This is a genomic window from Luteimonas mephitis DSM 12574 (genome assembly GCF_000422305.1).
GTDB classification, from domain to species: Bacteria; Pseudomonadota; Gammaproteobacteria; order Xanthomonadales; family Xanthomonadaceae; genus Luteimonas; species Luteimonas mephitis.
This window is the reverse complement of record NZ_AULN01000019.1, coordinates 138,430-152,076: the sequence shown is the minus strand read 5'-3', so window position 1 is coordinate 152,076 and position 13,647 is coordinate 138,430. Positions and strand designations below refer to the sequence as shown.

Below are 13,647 nucleotides of genomic sequence, written 5' to 3'. Positions count from 1 at the left end.
GCATCATCGGAACGCAGGGCAGGTGCTGCCGGCCGCGGGGGCCGGGCGTCTGGTGGATGTCGCTATCCGATCAGTGGGGTGTTTCGCTCCATGTAATTGTGCGCAAGCTCGAACAGAGCGGCGGGGTTGAGGCGCTACTTCACTTTCAAGCCAGAACTCGTTGTCCTCGCGCCACGAACTGGCCTCGAGCCCGCACTGTGTGCGGCCGGCGAGATCAACCAGCAGCGAGCTTGGTGGCCAGTTCGGCTACCAGGCGACCTTGGTGGCGCGCGCCCTCGAGCTCGTTCTCTGTCGGCTGCCGGGACCCATCGCCGCCAGCGATCGTTGTCGCACCATAGGGCGTACCACCGGTCACTTCGTCAAGCCGCATCTGACCCTGGAAACTGTACGGCAACCCGACGCACACCATCCCGAAATGCAGCAGGTTGGTGTGAATCCCCATCAGGGTGGTCTCCTGGCCACCATGCTGTGTGGCGGTGGAAGTGAAAGCGGATCCGACCTTCCCGTTCAGGGCGCCTCGCGCCCACAGGCCGCCGGTCTGGTCGAGGAAGCTGGCCATCTGCGAAGGCATGCGGCCATAGCGCGTACCAGTGCCGATGATGATTGCGTCGTAATCGATGAGTTCGTCGACCTCCGCGACCGGCGCCTTCTGGTCGAGCTTGTAGCCGGATGCGATGGCAACGCTCTCGGGGACGAGTTCTGGTACTCGCCGGATGTCTACCGAAGTGCCAGCGGCGCGAGCGCCTTCCGCGACCGCTTCCGCCATCTGTTCGATATGTCCATATGAAGAGTAATAAAGCACGAGGACCTTCGCCATGGTCTTCTCCGATTCTTTAGGGGGCTCGAAAGTAGCCGAGGCCAGGAGAGGCCGGCTAGCGTGATTCCGGGAATCGAGATGATTCCTGCATTGAAACAATGAAGCTCCGGGAATGGCCGAAACGGAGCAGCATCGACCTCGCCTCTGGAACATGGGCATGTTCAATGCAACGCCAGGCCCACCTCCGGCTGATTCGTTCAGCAGGAAGTAGACCTGGCCCTGTATCAGACCGAGGCTTCAAGCGCGGTCAGAAGTCCCAAAAGGCCGGCACCCAACGGAAGACTTCCCCATCGGCAGACACATGTCCGATCGACGGGAATGGCAGGTGCGTTGCAGCCAGGAGCTCTCCCGTGCCGGCCAGGTCCTTGAGCAATCCGATGCGAACGCGCGCCGCCTCTTCCGGGTCGTGTTCGAATCCATTGTGCCAAGTCGGCTGGTCGAATCCGACCGCGAATACCGCGTCCCCGGCGAAGGTCAGTGCTTCACCATTTGACTCGATCCGCACCACGCTGTGGCCGGGAGTGTGACCGCCTGTACGGCGCACGCGAACTCCAGGAGCCACCTCACGCTCGTCATCAAAGGTGCGTATGTACTCGCTGTACTCCGCCCAGAACTTCTTCGCAGTGGCGCGCAACGCATCCGGAAATCCGTCCGGCATATTCGTGCGCGTGAAATCCGGAGACTTCCAGAACTCCACTTCAGAGGCGGCGATGTGAATCTGGAGGTTCGGATTCAGACGCTCCTTGATTCCATCGAGAAGCAAACCGCCGATATGATCCATATGCATGTGGGTGATCACCACGTCAGTCACTTCCGTCAGGTCAATGCCGGCTGCGCCCAAGCGTCCGATCAGCTGGCCGGCGCGCGGCAGATGGAGGTCCGGATCCGTACCAAGACCAGCATCGATCAGAATCGTATGATCGGCACTGCGCACCAGCATTGCATTCAGGGCCCAATCGAAGGCGTCCCGGGGCAGATACATCCCATCAAACCACTTGTCGCGCTCGACCTGCTTGGCGTTGTGGCCCAGCATCTTCGTGGGTAGCGGCAAGACGCCGTCGCTGACCACGAGTACATCGATATCCCCAACCGTTAACGCGTACCGCGATGGAACGAGTTCATCAAGGGCGGACGGCTTCGGGGTTGCTGCATTTTCCACGCTGAACATGTTGGCGTCTCCACGATAGTTTGCCGGTCGGCAGCGAGAGTGATCTGGACTTGCGAGTCCGAATCGATCCCATCTGAACGGCGCTGTTGCCAGGGTCTCCGGGCACGCTCTATGTCTGGGGGAACGTCCGACCTGAGATCACGCTGCGTTTCGGCTGAACGGTATCCATTGCCATCGGGCAACGGACTCGAACACGGCGCCGTGCCGTGCGGGAATTAGACTATTGAGCGTGGTCCAGGTGCGGTAGCGCCATGCGCAGGCTCAGGCTGTTGCCCGTTCCGCACCAACGGATGGTAGGGATGGATGATCGCGAGGAGCGACTCGCTCCCGCTCGCGGGCCATCGATAAAGTTCTACCTAAAGATCATGGGTCGTCGTGGAAGAGCTGGGAGCTCGTAGGCGCATGCGCATAGAACACGCATAGCCGGCTTGTCGCGTCATCAGACCTGAAGTGCAAGTTGCCAATTCTTAATCCGGAGCATCCAGAGATCGAAGGGTAGGCATGGCTAGAAGGAGTAGCCCAGGAGCAGCATTGTCTCGCCATGATTCGGCTCGCGAAGTCCAGCATTGGAGATATGCCTGACTTTCAACTCCCATGATCCATGCGCATAGCCGAAGCCATTGGCAAACTGGAGGTGTCCGGACAGCGATGGAGTATCCCCTGACGATGCGAGCACGCAGGACTCCCAGAACCAGTGTTCCCTGCCATGGCTGGACCGCGTGACGCGCAAGCCGGCGCCGGCGAGCCAGGCGTCGCGGCGATGACTGCCTTGGTCGCGACCCGCCACGATCCCGGCCGTGACGATGGGTTGGACCTGCAGCTTGCCCCGAAGCACGGGGTGGTGATGACCTGAGCCGATCTGGATGAAGACCGCGTGGGTGGAGCCAAGCTCGGACTTTCCACTCCAGCTTTGCCCGGCCTCGATCGCAAAGTCCGCCGCTTGCGTCACTGGTGCGAAGAACGCCGTGAATCCGAGCAGCAGAAGGACATGCGCTCCGCGGGCTCTGCAATGCCGCGAGCGGGGGGCAGGCGTTGACGGGAGTTGAGGGCGTGTCACGGTGAATGCTCCGCGGAGCCGCACCGGCGCACGGGACGCCGGTGCGGTCGCTTCTTTCAGCTGCGGATGAAGGCGAGCAAGTCGCGATTGATGGTCTCGGCATGCGTCGTGCACATGCCGTGGGGCAGGCCCGGGTAGACCTTCAGCGTCGCGTTGCGGAGGAGTTCGGCCGACAGCAGCGCCGAGTCCGCGATCGGAACGATCTGGTCATCGTCGCCGTGCATCACCAGCGTCGGTACGGAGATCGCACGCAGGTCGTCGGTGAAGTCGGTCTCGGAGAAGGCCTGGATGCAGTCGTACTGTGCCTTCGCGCCGCCGAGCATTGCCTGCCGCCACCAGTTCTGCCGGACGGGTTCCGACAGCGGATTCCCGTCGCGGTTGAAGCCGTAGAACGGGACCGGAAAGTCCCAGTAGAAGCCGGCGCGACTGGCTGCGAGCTGTGCGCGAAGGTCGTCGAAGACCTCGATGGGCAAGCCACCGGGGTTCGCCTCGGTCTTGACCATCTGCGGGGGCACCGCACCGATCAGAACGAGCTTGGCAACCCGGTCGGCTCCATGGCGTGCAACGTAACGCGCGGCTTCGCCGCCACCCGTGGAGTGACCGATGTGAATCGCATCCCGAAGGTCCAGGCGCGAGGCCAGTGCCGCGACGTCGGCAGCGTAGGTATCCATGTTGTTGCCGTTCGCGCTCTGGCTGGAGCGCCCGTGTCCGCGACGGTCATGGGCAATGACGCGGTAGCCCTGCTCGAGGAAGAACAACAGCTGCGCATCCCAGTCGTCGCTGCAGAGCGGCCAGCCATGGTGGAAGACGATGGGCTGACCACGTCCCATGTCCTTGTAGAAGATCTCGGTACCGTCTTTGGTGATGATGGATGTCATGTCGGGGATCCTGTGTTGGGGAAAGTGGTGCCTGGATGGGCTTCCACGGCGCGTTCGAACTCGCGGCCAAACGCTACGCGCAGCCATGCATGGTCGGTAGGCATTTGGCGTTGTGCACTGTGTTGAACCGGCAGCATCAATCTGTGTGCCGGAAACGCGTGGTCCGTGACGCACGGCTATTGGTGCGCGCAGGTCAACGCGATGTATTCCGCTGCCGTCTGTTTCCTCTTCCGCAGGCTCCATAAGGTGAGCGCCCCTGACGATTACCGGGTGCGGCGGAGAGCGCCCCCCTGGACTGGAGCGAATGCAATGAAAACCCTCACTGGAAAGGTTGCGCTGATCACGGGCGGCAACAGCGGCATTGGTTTGGCAGCGGCCAGGCGCTTCGCCGCCGAAGGCGCTCAGGTCATCATCACCGGCAGACGCAGGAAGGCGATCGACGAAGCAGTGGCCAGGATCGGCACCGGCGCGCTGGGAATCCAGGGCGACGTGGCCAGCATCGAGCATCACGAAGCGGTTGCCGCGCACATTCATGCGACGTTCGGTGCACTGGACATCTACATGGCTAACGCCGGCATCAACACGATCAACCATTCCGCGCAGGTCTCGCCGGAGGAGTACGACGCTCAGTTCTCGGTCAATGCGCGGGGCGTGTTCTTTGGCGTGCAGAAAATGGCCCCGATCATGCGTGACGGAGGATCGATCATCGTTACCGGCTCGATCGCAGCCGAGAAGGTGCTCGACGGTCATGCGGTGTACGCCGGATCGAAGGCAGCGATCGGCGCGTTCGCAAGAAGCTGGGCAATCGAGCTCAAGTCACGCGGAATCCGTGTCAACGTGCTCAGCCCCGGGCCTGTGGACACCCAGATCCTGGCTAAGCTCGGCATTCCGCCAGAAGGGCGAGATGCATTCGAGCAGGCCGTTGCTGAGGAAATTCCGCTGGGCCGACTGGGCAGGCCAGGTGAACTGGCAGACGCGGCACTGTTCCTGGCTTCCGATGCCAGCAGCTTCGTCAATGGCGTCAACCTGCGCGTCGATGGCGGTATGGCGCTGTTGTAGGCCGGGACCCGATTGCTGCCAGTCGTGCAACAACGCGTACCCGCGCTCTGGCTCTTCCGGGAGCCGGGCATCGCCTTTCGAGTCACCGGTCGAGGAATAGGGCGGTTGCGAGCCGTGCGCGCGCAGCTGCCAGGCGCCAAGGGCGTCCGGACGCCGCGGATTGCATGACGATTGGTGCGCGCTGGACAACACCGCGCACACCGGCTCGGGTCTACCCATGATCGGTAGTGCTCCCTAGCATCCGGGCCGTGTTCCCGATGACTTCCTTCCCGGTTGTCCCGTAGTCCGGTGTTCTCCAATCACAAGAGATGCAAAGGGTCCGATATGAGAACTGTCGCCATCGGTAGTGCAGCGCTCATCGGCAACCAGGTGTTGGAGAGCTCCGGCGAACGCAACCGTGAGGAGCTCCTCGCGGAGCCTTTCATCGGCATCGATCATGCCGAAGCACCGGAGAGCCGCCATGCTTGCGGGTAGGTCCTACAGATTCACTGAGTTCGTGTTCTGGACCCGGCGTTCGATCTACGCGCTGGTCGTCGTGGCCACGATCCCCGTGTTCTTCTACGAGGTGCTCGGGATCAAGTGGCTGGTCATGCCCTGGGGGGTGGTCCTGTTGCTGGGTACCGCCGTGGCGCTGATGGCCGGCTTCAAGAGCACGCAGACCTATGGAAGGTACTGGGCGTCGCAGCAGGCCTGGATGGCGATCGTGGCCAAGAGCCGAGGCTGGGGCACGATGTGCCGCGACCTGGTACGAGATCCCGAGGAGTCGAAGAAGCTCATCTACCGGCATTTCGCCTGGCTCACCGCGCTGCGCTATGCGATGCGGCAGCGCAAGCCGTGGGAGACGATCGACAAGGCGAACAACGTCGAGTACCAGCGGTCGTACACAGTGCCAGAGAAGGAAGCATCGCTGGAGGACGAACTGATGATGTACGTGCCCTGCGAGGAGGTCGCCCAGATCCTCGTCGCCAGCAACAGGGCCGCGCGCGTACTGAGTCTTCAGGGCATGGCGATCCGCGATGCGCTGGATCGCGGTGCCATCGACCCTGGCGCCTCCGCACGGCTGCAAAGCGCGATCGGCGACCTGCACGGGCAGCAATGCAGCAGCGAGTTGATCAAGGACTTCCCGTACCCGCGGCAGTACGCGATTGTCAACATGATCTTCGTCAGGATCCTGTGCGTGCTGCTGCCACTGGGGTTGATCCAGGAGCTCGAGAAGCTCAATGGCGTCGTCAGCGGCTTCATGGCCGGAAACATGGTCTGGCTGGCGATCCCGCTGAGCGTGCTGATTTCGTGGATGTACACCTCGCTCGACCAGGTCGGTGAGAGCACGGCAAATCCCTTCGAGGGTGGCTCCAACGACGTGCCGATCACCCGGTTGTGCCGCGAGATCGAGATCGACCTCAAGGAAATGCTCGGCGAGATCAACCTGCCGCGGCTCGACGGCGGAAAGCATGTCGTTCTTTGAGCGATGACGCGGGCGCGGCACGTCGATCCTTACAAGAGACCCATCACATGACCTCCCATGCCCCTTCCCCCGACCGCAGGCGTCGAGTCCGCCTCCTCCTCGTCGCGTCATGCTCGGCGCTTGCGGTCCTTTTTTCCTGGTTCGCGATATGCCACTGGCTGAGCAGCGGTGCCTCGGTTGCGACCGACAATGCCTACACGCGCGGAGAGATCACCACGGTCGCGCCGCAGGTTGCCGGTTACGTGTCGGAGGTGCTGGTCGACGACAACCAGGCCGTCAAGCGCGGGCAGGTGCTCTTCAGAATCGATGAGTCAGACTATCGCGCTCGGATGAGCGAAGCAGCCGCCGGGGTGGAGCGGCAGGTGCGCGGTTTGGCGCGGATCGACCGCGAGATTGGTTTACAGGGAGCGGTCATCGCACAGGTGGCTGCCGACGTCGAAGCCGCGAAAGTTGAAGCCCGTCGTACCGCGCTGGATGCACGCAGGTACAAGGCGCTTGTCGAACGTAGCCTCGTGAGCCGACAGGCGTATGACGCCGCCGAGACCGCGCGCCTGAAGGCTGTCGCCGCCACCGAAGCGGCCGCGGCTAGGCAACGGGCCGAGGCGAGCCGGCGCGAGGTGCTCAAGGCACAGCGGCTGGAATTGGATTCCGCACTTGAGCAGGTCAGGGCTGCGCAGCGGCTCGCGTCCAATGCGCTGCGGCATACCGTGATCACAGCCCCCATCGACGGCGTGGTGGCAAACCGCCAGATCCGCGTCGGTCGCTACGTGTCGCCTGGCGCGCCAGCACTTTCGCTGGTGCCGCTGCGGGACGTCTGGGTGGTCGCCAACTTCAAGGAAACGCAGCTGACAGATGTGCGCATCGGTGACCGGGCGACAGTGAAAGTAGACATGTATCCCGATGTTGGAATCGCTGGAACCGTCGAGAGCATCGCACCAGGCAGCGGCGCCCAGTTCGCACTGATCCCACCGGACAACGCAACAGGCAACTTCACCAAGATCCCGCAGCGGGTACCGGTGAAGATCGTGCTTGATAGCGGCCACCCCCTCGCAGGCAAGCTCTATGCCGGTCTGTCGGCCGAGGTCACGATCGCCCTGCGCAAGCAGGGGGGCACGGATGAAGGCAGCAGCGGGCTTGCACGCGTGCAGGAAGACTGATGTACGCGCCGCCGCCGTCCGATCCGCCCGCCGACGGATTCGGGGCAATCCGGGCAGCCGCCTGCGTGGCGGCCTTCGTCACGATGCTGGCGCTGGATGGCATCAACAGCACCCTGCTGGTGGTGAACCGCGGTGCGGTGGCAGGAAGCTTTGCCGCGATTCCTGATGAGATCGCGTGGCTGAACATCGCCTACCTGGCGGCGAAGATCACCGCGTTCGCGCTGTCGCCGCGGCTGGCGGAGCGGTTCGGTCCATGGCGCGTGCTGCTTGCAGCGAGCTTGGGGCTTGCGTTGGCCACGGCTGCGCTGGGCTTGACGGCAGATGCGTTCTGGTCGGCGGTGGCATGCCGAGTGGCGCAGGGTGCGCTTGGCGGCCTGCTGCTGGTCACCGGGCAGTCGCTGGTGTTCGCGCTGCAGCCCACACGGCGCCAGCCGTTGCTTCAGGCGTTGCTCGCCCTGCCGATCGTCGTGCTCCCCACCACGATCGCACCGGCATTGCATGGCTGGTCGACGGACGCGCATGCCTGGCAGCTGCTCTTTCTGCTGTCCGGCGCGATTGGCATGCTCGGTAGCGGCGTGCTGGCGATCGCGGGTGGGCAGGATCGGCCGGATCGGTCGACGCGGCTCCCCGGCGCCGGTGTCTGCGTGCTGCTGGCGCTGGCGACGACCGGATTCGTCTACGTGCTTCAAAAGGGTGCGCGCTACGATTGGTTCGACGATCCGGACTTCGTCGACGCCTGCTTGTGGACGCTGCTGGCATTCGCCGGGCTGGTTCTGGCGTTGGCGCGCTCAAAGGCGCCGTTGTTTTCGACTGCCGTGTTCAGGGACGCGCGGTTCTCGTTCGGATTCTGTGCAACCTTTGCGGCCGGTTTCGTACTCTTCGGAAGCGCGTCGGCGATCTCGCTGTTTGCCGCGAACGTGCTGCAGCTGGCGCCCGTGCATGTCGGCCAGATCACGCTGTCCAGTTCGATCATGGTGGCGCTTGGCCTGCTGTCGGCAGGACTGGTGATCCAGTACACGCGGGCGCGGGTGGAACTGCCAATCCCGGTGGGCATCGTGCTGTTCATGACCGGCATGTGGCTGCTTTCGCACGCCACGCCGGACAGCGGCCGCAGCGAACTTGCAGTCGCCACCTGGTGCCGCGGACTTGGGATGGGTGCGCTGTTCATGTCGCTCACCATGCTGACCCTCGGTCACGTCAAACAAGGACTCAAGGCCCATGGCGTTGCCCTGTTCAACCTGGGCAGGCAGGTCGGTGGCCTGGCGGGGTCGGCATTCGTGCTCAGCTGGCTGGAATGGCGGGTGCCGGCGCACATGACCGTGCTCTCGCAATACCTGGTGGCCGGCCGGCCCGCTGTCGAGACGAGCAGGGCGGCGCTGGCCAGCGCGCTGGTCGCGCATGGCGTCGATGCATCGCAAGGTCCCGTCGCCGCGCTGGCCGTCCTGGCGCGGGCGCTGGGCAGGCAGTCAGCCGCGCGCGCTTTCGACGAGCTGTTCCTCGGGCTCGGCGCGTTCTTCCTTGTCGCCATCCCCGTGCTGGTGGCGATCAGGATCGTACTGGAACGGGCGCAGAGGCGGCGTTCGCAACCGGCGTAGTCGGCGGATCCCACACTTCCGGACTGTGGCGCAGCTGGCTTGGACCGGGGATTGGTCAGTGCGCGTGCAGGAAAGGGGCGAGTACTGATCCGGGAGCAGTTGAGTAGTTGGGTGAAGAATCCCCGGAAAGGGATCCATCCTGCATCGCGAGCGAGCGAGCGAGCGGGCGGATCCCGATCCGGGGCGAAATTGGCTGTCGACGATGGACTACTTCGTGCGCGGCGGCAGGAACCCCCTTGCCGAGGCCAGGTCGGGCCAGGGAAGGACGGTCTCTCCCGCCACCAGCCATTTTCCGTCGACCTTGCGCAGGCGCAGTTCGTAGAGTGCAGGATCCGCCTGCTGGCTCATTCGCCGATACAGGACGGCGGTTGCCTGGTCGCCCTGTTCTTCGACGTGCAGGACGCGCTTCTCGGTCGACAGCGGTGGCTCGCCGGCGTCGCGGCGGCTCCTGAACTCCTCGAGCATCTCCGTCTTCGAGAAGCGTGCGATATCGCCCTGTGGCGTGAGCACCAGGAAGCCGAGGTCGTCGAGGTAAAGGCCTTCCATCGCCTCCATGCGGTAGTGACTGCCGGTTTCAGCCAGCACATCGATGAACTCCAGGATTTCTGGATTGTGGTTGTTGGACATGGTTTGAAATTCTCGCGATGAAGGGGTTGTCTGGCCGCAGAACTGTGGCCTGCATTCGCGAACGGCGTCAGCCGCGCGCGGAACGCTTCAGCCGGGTGACCTGGATCCCGGCGAAACAGGTGATGGCGAGGCCAATGGTGATGCTGGTCCACGTGGCACCTGCATTGCCGGAGAATGCGAGGACCCAGGGGGCGGCCAGCAGCCACACGCCCACCCATGCGTTCGTCCTTTCCGCACCCAGCGAGGGTTTGGCAAGGGCTACACCGGCAGCGCAGGCGACAACGAAGCCGCAGACCACGGCATTCGCCGCGACCGATCCGCTGCCGCCCAATCCGATCCAGGGTGAAACGATCAGGACGGCGCCGAGCACCAGGTTGGTCCAGTCGATCCAGGACTCCGTCGTTGTGGCGGAGGTCTTGTTCAAGGCATTCGAGTTCACGATTCTTCTCCAGGGTGTGAGGGAGCGGCGTGCTGTTGGGACACATGACAAGGGCCATGCGACCCGTACCCCATGCCGCTTTTTCACACTAGGCAGGAATCCGTAGTGCCGGAAGACTCGTCGCCGGCTTCGCGGTGTTGTGTCTGGAGGGACAATCCAGAAAGGCAGGCGTGCCGTATCCACGCCGTCACCGTGGCGGCAAGGCGCGGCTTCGTAGAACTCCAGCCAGCGCCGGTCCCATTGCCGCCCGAGTACGATGTTGCGGAACAGATTTCCTGCATTTCCGTAGACGCTCTCGCAATGTTCAAGCGTGCGATCCCGTGCGAATTGAGTGCGGCTCTACGCGGCGAGCGATCATGACCAACGCCCTGCGTGTGTTGAATGCGGATGCCGGGTGACACGCGTTGTGCGCAATCTGTTGCCGCCAAACTCCCGGATGCCCGCGCGCACCGACCTGATCGGGCGGTCACTGTCCCGGAACAGGAAACACTGTGTGGTCGCCGGAGGCGCTATCGCATGCTCCAGCCGGATATAGGCTTCGGACGGCTGTCGCCGATCCCCGCCATGCAACTTCGTTTTGATCGGGCCAGACCGGTAACGGAATCGTCCGCGTGGCCGATGACTTTGGAGTAGACAATGCACACGCCGCAGAAACCATTGGGAAGCGGTCATACCGCCCACAGCACTACGCTGGATGTCATACGCGGTAGAGATCTGACCGGGCGACTCGCGATCGTCACCGGAGGGCATGCCGGCCTTGGGCTCGAAGCGGCAAGGACGCTGTCGGAAGCCGGTGCCAGGGTCATCGTTCCGGCTCGCTCGGTCGATCGGGCACGACGCGCCATCGCGGAAATCGGCGGACGCATCGAAGTCGGGCGCATGGACCTGACAGACCCCGATTCCATCGACGCATTTGCCCGCGCGATCGTGCAGTCCGGGTTGGCGGTGGACATCCTGGTCAACAATGCCGGCATCATGGCCTCGACGCGCCTGGAGCGGGATGCGCGCGGCAACGAGTTACAGCTTTCGACAAACCACCTGGGTCACTTCCAGCTGACCAACCGTCTTTGGCCAGCGCTGCGCCGGGCGGGTGGCGCGCGCGTGGTGTCCGTTTCGTCCCTCGGGCATCACCTGTCGGACATCGTGTGGGACGACATCAACTTCGAGCGGCGCGCATATGACGGCTGGATTGCCTATGGGCAATCGAAGACAGCCAACATCCTGTTCTGCGTCGAAGTAGATCGCCTCGGGCGCGACGACGGGATCCGTTCGTTTTCCCTGCACCCGGGAGGAATCGTTACCGGCTTGTCCAAACATATTCCGATCGAACAGCTGAAAGAGGCAGGCTACCTCGGTCGAGATGGAGAGCCGGTGATTGATCCGGATAGAGACATGAAGTCGATCGCTCAGGGCGCGGCCACGCACGTATGGTGCGCGGTGAGTCAACAGCTTGCCGGCATGGGCGGCGTCTTCTGCCGCGACTCGGATATCGCCGCGCTCGATACAGGGGAGGTATCGCGGGATGGGAGACGAGTCTACGGGGTGGCCCCTTACGCCATCGACCTGGAGGCAGCAAGGCGTCTTTGGAGGATGAGCGAATCGCTGTTGGGCATCTTCGGTGTCGGACCTGTTGCTGTATGAAATGAGAGGCGCAGGAATGTAATTCGACGAACTTGGCCCTGCGGGAAATCTGTCCCGACATCCTCCTCGAGGATCTGAACTTTTCCGTATCCCTCCAGACGCCGTAGCGCCAAGTGAATTCCATGGAAATCACTTGTACTCGCGCCGAGGGAGGGTGCAGACCAGCAGGTGTCACGCCCGATAGGCAGCTTTTCAAGTTCGATCGTTACATCGAATTTGGGCATGGAAAATCCCCTGACAGTGATGCAACGATCCGCATCAGGTGCGCCAGCAGCGCCGCGTCCCTGCGGCCCCGCCTGTCTGGATGACCGGCAGCAGGACGCGGGGATCAGGCGTTGCTGACCGGTGCGGTGTTGTCGGCCGATGACGTTGCAGTCAGTCGGACCGCAACGCATCGTGGTGTAGGAATTTTCTGAACCCCGAGAGTTGTATTTACGCTTTGTGTCCTGTCATTTCTGGCCTTTCACCAGGCCATCCAGATAGTCGGCCCAGAACTGGGATGCTTTGGCGCGTCGCTTGAGATGTCGTGCCCGGTTATAAGCGCGCTGGGTTGCATCCCCTACCGAATGAGCCAGCTGCGCCTCCAGGACATCAATGTCAATGTCGAGTTCCTCGCGCGCCAAAGTTCGGAACGACGCGCGAAATCCGTGAGGAACATGCCTGCCTTGCAATCCACTCGTTCGCAATGCCTTACTCAAGGTGTCGCGATGCATGTGCTGCGATTGGCGCTCGGCTATGGCCGGAAACATCCAGTCAGCCTTGTTACCGCCCCGACGCCATTTCTCGGCGACCCTGAGAAGCTCGACGGCCTGACGTGGAAGGGGAAGATCATGGTCTTCTCCTGTTTTCATCTGTTCGCCTGGAATTCGCCAGATTGCCTTTTCCAGATTGATGGCCGACCAACGGGCCGAGACGACGTTGCTGGGTCGCAATGCGGTGTAGGCCTGCAGTTGCAGGGCCGTCCTGATCATCCTGTCCGGGTGGTCATGGACAACCCGCATTACTTCTCGAAGTGAATCCTCGTCGATGGCAGCAGGAAGACCCTTCGATTTGGGGAGGCGAATGACTCCCCGGAGGGTCAGAGTGTGCCCGTCCTTGCGAAGTCCCTTCCGGATCGAGAATTCGACAATCTGGTTCAGGTAGCTACGTGCCTTCTGCGCCATATGCGGTGCACGATCCAAAATCTCTTCGAGCGCAGCCACGACCTCGGGAGTGGCCAGTTCCCCAATGGGAATCTTGCCAAGGCTTGGGATGAGGTCACGATCGAGGATGGCATCGAGCTTCACCAGCGTTTTCGGTTTGAGGTGGGGTGCCTTGCTCTCACGCCACGATCGCGCGACAGCTTCGAATCGGCTGGCGCTGGTGGCTGCCTGGAGCTGCCTGGGTTTGCGGTGCTCCTCTCCCGGATCGACCCCTGAGGCGAGGAGCTCTCGAAGCTCCAGGACTCTCCTGCGAGCTTCTGCCAGGCCAACGCCCGGGTAGGCACCCAATGACAGCATCGTGGGCTTGCCTGCCCACCGATAGCGGTAGCGCCAGAGCTTGGCGCCTGAGGGGGCAACCTCCAGGCACAGTCCATGCCCATCGCCCAAGCGATAGATCCTGTCGCGAGGCTTGAGTGCACGGATTCGTGTGTCGGAGAGCTTCATCTCCGACGTTCTATCGGCTGCGGATGGGCCGCAACAGTGGACACACACCGTGGAGAGACGACTACAACCTGGCCGCCGGCTGAGCGATTGCTGTCCGC

The 13,647-nt window shown here is 62.9% G+C and carries 12 protein-coding genes; 5 read left to right on the top strand and 7 right to left on the bottom strand.

From position 1 onward, the window contains the following. Nucleotides 1–214: 214 nt before the first annotated feature. The 4 genes from wrbA to H570_RS0109665 all read right to left on the bottom strand — a co-directional run bounded on the left by wrbA (nt 215) and on the right by H570_RS0109665 (nt 3,920). Nucleotides 215–817 carry an NAD(P)H:quinone oxidoreductase gene (gene wrbA, locus H570_RS0109680; RefSeq protein ID WP_027080560.1) on the bottom strand — a complete coding sequence of 201 codons (603 nt, stop codon included), beginning with the start codon at nt 815–817 and terminating at the stop codon, nt 215–217. Between the two features lie 247 nt (nt 818–1,064). Continuing rightward, nucleotides 1,065–1,985, bottom strand: coding sequence for an MBL fold metallo-hydrolase (locus tag H570_RS0109675; protein ID WP_027080559.1), 921 nt, complete (start codon nt 1,983–1,985; stop codon nt 1,065–1,067). Nucleotides 1,986–2,490: 505 nt separating this feature from the next. Beyond that, a complete protein-coding gene (locus H570_RS0109670; protein WP_027080558.1) occupies nt 2,491–2,934 on the bottom strand; it encodes an acyloxyacyl hydrolase in 444 nt (147 codons plus the stop codon). Nucleotides 2,935–3,098: 164 nt separating this feature from the next. Continuing rightward, entirely contained in the window at nt 3,099–3,920 is an 822-nt protein-coding gene (locus tag H570_RS0109665) for an alpha/beta fold hydrolase (RefSeq protein ID WP_027080557.1), read from the bottom strand. Between the two features lie 309 nt (nt 3,921–4,229). Between H570_RS0109665 and H570_RS0109660 the strand changes: the two genes are divergently transcribed. The 4 genes from H570_RS0109660 to H570_RS17095 all read left to right on the top strand — a co-directional run bounded on the left by H570_RS0109660 (nt 4,230) and on the right by H570_RS17095 (nt 9,196). Next, nucleotides 4,230–4,979: an SDR family NAD(P)-dependent oxidoreductase gene (locus H570_RS0109660; RefSeq protein ID WP_027080556.1), complete on the top strand. Its 750-nt coding sequence runs from the start codon at nt 4,230–4,232 to the stop codon at nt 4,977–4,979. 496 nt (nt 4,980–5,475) lie between these two features. Next, the gene (locus H570_RS0109650; RefSeq protein WP_245559584.1) at nt 5,476–6,444 is read left to right on the top strand and encodes a bestrophin family protein; all 969 of its coding nucleotides are present in this window, start codon (nt 5,476–5,478) and stop codon (nt 6,442–6,444) included. A 47-nt stretch (nt 6,445–6,491) separates the two neighbouring features. Beyond that, on the top strand, nt 6,492–7,601 hold the full coding sequence (locus H570_RS0109645; protein ID WP_027080554.1) for an HlyD family secretion protein: 1,110 nt from the start codon (nt 6,492–6,494) through the stop codon (nt 7,599–7,601). Further along, entirely contained in the window at nt 7,601–9,196 is a 1,596-nt protein-coding gene (locus H570_RS17095; RefSeq protein WP_051176273.1) for an MFS transporter, read from the top strand. The genes H570_RS0109645 and H570_RS17095 overlap by 1 nt, the downstream gene beginning before the upstream one ends. A 207-nt stretch (nt 9,197–9,403) precedes the next feature. Here the strand turns inward: H570_RS17095 and H570_RS0109635 are convergent, their stop codons facing one another. Beyond that, the gene (locus tag H570_RS0109635; protein WP_027080553.1) at nt 9,404–9,823 is read right to left on the bottom strand and encodes a hypothetical protein; all 420 of its coding nucleotides are present in this window, start codon (nt 9,821–9,823) and stop codon (nt 9,404–9,406) included. Between the two features lie 67 nt (nt 9,824–9,890). After that, entirely contained in the window at nt 9,891–10,247 is a 357-nt protein-coding gene (locus H570_RS18595; protein ID WP_051176272.1) for an SPW repeat domain-containing protein, read from the bottom strand. A gap of 651 nt (nt 10,248–10,898) precedes the next feature. On the opposite strand from H570_RS18595, the gene H570_RS0109625 reads away from it, so the two are divergent. Next, nucleotides 10,899–11,903 carry an oxidoreductase gene (locus H570_RS0109625; RefSeq protein ID WP_027080551.1) on the top strand — a complete coding sequence of 335 codons (1,005 nt, stop codon included), beginning with the start codon at nt 10,899–10,901 and terminating at the stop codon, nt 11,901–11,903. A gap of 449 nt (nt 11,904–12,352) precedes the next feature. Here the strand turns inward: H570_RS0109625 and H570_RS0109620 are convergent, their stop codons facing one another. Further along, complete coding sequence (locus H570_RS0109620) at nt 12,353–13,549, bottom strand: tyrosine-type recombinase/integrase (protein ID WP_027080550.1); 1,197 nt, start codon at nt 13,547–13,549, stop codon at nt 12,353–12,355. Nucleotides 13,550–13,647: the final 98 nt, after the last annotated feature.

Coding starts and splice junctions, on each gene's coding strand:
- H570_RS0109620 (WP_027080550.1), bottom strand. CDS start 13,549: ATGAAGCTCTCCGACACACGAATCCGTGCACTCAAGCCTCGCGACAGG.
- H570_RS0109635 (WP_027080553.1), bottom strand. CDS start 9,823: ATGTCCAACAACCACAATCCAGAAATCCTGGAGTTCATCGATGTGCTG.
- H570_RS0109625 (WP_027080551.1), top strand. CDS start 10,899: ATGCACACGCCGCAGAAACCATTGGGAAGCGGTCATACCGCCCACAGC.
- H570_RS17095 (WP_051176273.1), top strand. CDS start 7,601: ATGTACGCGCCGCCGCCGTCCGATCCGCCCGCCGACGGATTCGGGGCA.
- wrbA (WP_027080560.1), bottom strand. CDS start 817: ATGGCGAAGGTCCTCGTGCTTTATTACTCTTCATATGGACATATCGAA.
- H570_RS0109660 (WP_027080556.1), top strand. CDS start 4,230: ATGAAAACCCTCACTGGAAAGGTTGCGCTGATCACGGGCGGCAACAGC.
- H570_RS0109645 (WP_027080554.1), top strand. CDS start 6,492: ATGACCTCCCATGCCCCTTCCCCCGACCGCAGGCGTCGAGTCCGCCTC.
- H570_RS0109675 (WP_027080559.1), bottom strand. CDS start 1,985: ATGTTCAGCGTGGAAAATGCAGCAACCCCGAAGCCGTCCGCCCTTGAT.
- H570_RS0109665 (WP_027080557.1), bottom strand. CDS start 3,920: ATGACATCCATCATCACCAAAGACGGTACCGAGATCTTCTACAAGGAC.